Origin of the sequence: Streptomyces graminilatus, assembly GCF_001418565.1 — a bacterium.
In the GTDB taxonomy this organism is placed as follows: domain Bacteria; phylum Actinomycetota; class Actinomycetes; order Streptomycetales; family Streptomycetaceae; genus Streptomyces; species Streptomyces graminilatus.
This window is the reverse complement of record NZ_LIQQ01000118.1, coordinates 1-2,706: the sequence shown is the minus strand read 5'-3', so window position 1 is coordinate 2,706 and position 2,706 is coordinate 1. Positions and strand designations below refer to the sequence as shown.

At 66.9% G+C, this 2,706-nt stretch carries 2 protein-coding genes and 1 pseudogene; 2 read left to right on the top strand and 1 reads right to left on the bottom strand.

The annotated features are described in order from the left end of the window. Positions 1-482, top strand: a pseudogene (locus AOK08_RS11320) (serine/threonine protein kinase); the annotation flags it as partial. Positions 483-516: 34 nt separating this feature from the next. Here AOK08_RS11320 and AOK08_RS11315 read toward each other — a convergent pair. After that, entirely contained in the window at positions 517-1,980 is a 1,464-nt protein-coding gene (locus AOK08_RS11315; protein ID WP_055525363.1) for an amino acid permease, read from the bottom strand. A 211-nt stretch (positions 1,981-2,191) separates the two neighbouring features. On the opposite strand from AOK08_RS11315, the gene AOK08_RS11310 reads away from it, so the two are divergent. After that, positions 2,192-2,677 carry a ribose-5-phosphate isomerase gene (locus AOK08_RS11310; protein WP_055525362.1) on the top strand — a complete coding sequence of 162 codons (486 nt, stop codon included), beginning with the start codon at positions 2,192-2,194 and terminating at the stop codon, positions 2,675-2,677. Positions 2,678-2,706 lie beyond the last annotated feature (29 nt).

Here is a 2,706-nt window from a genome sequence, read left to right as displayed (position 1 = left end):
CTTCCCCTCTGCCCGGTTCCCCCCGGCCCACAGTCGAGGGCACCTCCCGCCCGCGCAGCCTGCCGCCCGGCGCGCACGAGGAGGCGGGCGGATACGCGTGGGCGACGCCCGGGGGCTGGCGCCGGGACGTGAAGACGGGCGCCGAGGTGCACTACACGTCCCCCGACGGAGAACAGGAACTCCTCGCCAAGTCCTCCCTCGCACGGGGCGAGTTGCTGGAGACCTGGGAGGAGTCGGAACGCAACGCCCGCGAGGGCCAGGACTACACGAAGATCAGCCTGGCGGAGACGACGTACCAGGACCACCCGGCGGTCGTCTGGGAGTACACCTTCACGCTGGACGGCACCCACTGGCACGCCAGGCTGCTCGGCTTCGACGTGGAGGGGAAGTCGTACCAGATCAGCACCTGGTACCACCAGGAGATCGAGAAGCGGGCGCTACGGACCTACGAACAGGTCAGGGAGTCGTTCACCATCCTGTGAACAACTCCCTGACCAGCAAGTGCCTGCCTGGTGGCTAGCCGACCTTGACGACGTCGTTGACGTCGTCGCCGTCATCGGAGGCGGCCGAGGCCGGACCGCCGACGTGTGCGACGACCTTCCCGCGCCCGAACCCGAACCTCTGCCGGACGACGGCGATGGCGAGCACAACGGCCGCAACCAGCAGCGAGAGCAGCACGGTCTCGCGCCCGTCGTGCTCGGTGTCGGTGAGCATGTAGCCGAGGACGAGCACGATGACGATGGCGGTCGCCCAGGTCAGATACGGGTACAGCCACATCCGCACGACGAGCTTCTCCGGGGACTCGCGCTCGATGATCTTCCGCATCCGGAGCTGCGAGAAGCAGATGACCAGCCAGACGAACAGGGCGACGGCGCCGGAGGAGTTGACGAGGAAGAGGAAGACCGAGTCGGGGAACTTGTAGTTGAAGAAGACGGCCACGAAGCCGAAGACGACCGAGGCGACGATCGCCGCGAGCGGCACACCCCGGGACGTCGTGCGGGCGAAGGCCTTGGGCGCGTCACCGCGCTGCCCGAGCGAGAAGGCCATGCGGGAAGCCGTGTAGAGCCCGGAGTTGAGGCAGGACAGCACCGACGTCAGCACGATGAAGTTCATGATCTGACCGGCGTGCGCGATACCGAGGGAGTCGAGGGCGGCGACGTACGAGCCCTTCGCCTTGATCGAGGGGTCGTTCCACGGCAGCAGGGTGACGACGACGAAGATCGACCCGAGGTAGAAGACGCCGACACGCCAGATGATGCTGTTGGTGGACTTGGTGACGGCCCGCTGCGGGTCCTCGGACTCACCGGCGGCCAGCGTGGCGATCTCGCTGCCCATGAAGGAGAAGACGACGAGCAGTACGCCGGTGAGGATGGCGCCGGGCCCGTTGGGCAGGAAGCCGCCGTGGTCCGTCAGATTGCCCAGCCCGGCCTTGCTGCTGTCGACACCGGGCAGTACGCCGAACACGGCGAGCCCGCCGATGACGACGAACGCGCTGATGGCGACGACCTTGATACCGGCGAACCAGAACTCGAACTCACCGTAGGAACTGACCGAGGCGAGGTTGGTGGCGGTCAGCACCACCATCACGATGAGCGCCCAGGCCCACTGCGGTACGGCGGGCACCCACCCTTCGAGGATGGTGGCACCGGCGGTCGCCTCTACGGCGAGCACGACGACCCAGAAGAACCAGTACAGCCAGCCGATGGAGAACCCGGCCCAGCGCCCGAGCGCCCGGTCGGCGTGCTCGGAGAACGAACCGGAGGTCGGGTTGGCGGCGGACATCTCGCCGAGCATCCGCATCACCAGCACGACGAGCGTGCCGACGAGGGCGTACGAGAGCAGGATGCCGGGTCCGGCGGTACGGATACCGGAGCTGGACCCGACGAAGAGCCCGGCTCCGATGACACCGCCGATGGCGATCATCGAGAGATGCCGGTTCTTGAGCCCGGCCTGAAGACCGGACGATGGGGACGAGGTCATGGGGGGAATTCCTTTGCGCCGGGTGAACGGGGTAAGCGGCCTGTAGGAACGGCGTAAACAGTTAGTCCAGTGAATCGGAGGCAAAGGAATTCCTGAACCTTTGAATCCAGATTGTTACTTGAGCTTCCCTTGAGGTTCCGTGGTGTTGTGGGCGATTTCCGGGATCAACCCCGAGGCTGCTGCCCGGAAACAGGCATGTCACACTCGTCCCATGCGCGTGTATCTCGGCTCCGACCATGCGGGCTTCGAACTCAAGAACCACCTCGTCGAGTGGCTGAGGGAGGCCGGTCACGACCCCGTGGACTGCGGCCCCCACATCTACGACGCCCTCGACGACTACCCGCCCTTCTGCCTCCGCGCCGCTGAGCGCACGGCGGCCGACCCGGACGCCCTCGGCATCGTCATCGGCGGCTCCGGCAACGGCGAGCAGATCGCGGCGAACAAGGTGAAGGGTGTGCGCGCGGCGCTGGCCTGGAGCGAGGAGACCGCGTCGCTCGGCCGTCAGCACAACAACGCGAACGTGGTCGCGGTGGGCGCGCGGATGCACACGCGGGACGAGGCGACGAAGTTCGTGGAGACGTTCCTGGCGACCCCGTTCTCGGAGGACGCCCGCCACATCCGCCGCATCGACATGCTGACCGCCTACGAGACAACAGGCGACCTCCCGCCGATCCCGCCGCACCACCCCCAGCAGTAACGGCCCAGCCCTGTCTCTTATACACATCT

Coding starts and splice junctions, on each gene's coding strand:
- AOK08_RS11315 (WP_055525363.1), bottom strand. CDS start 1,980: ATGACCTCGTCCCCATCGTCCGGTCTTCAGGCCGGGCTCAAGAACCGG.
- AOK08_RS11310 (WP_055525362.1), top strand. CDS start 2,192: ATGCGCGTGTATCTCGGCTCCGACCATGCGGGCTTCGAACTCAAGAAC.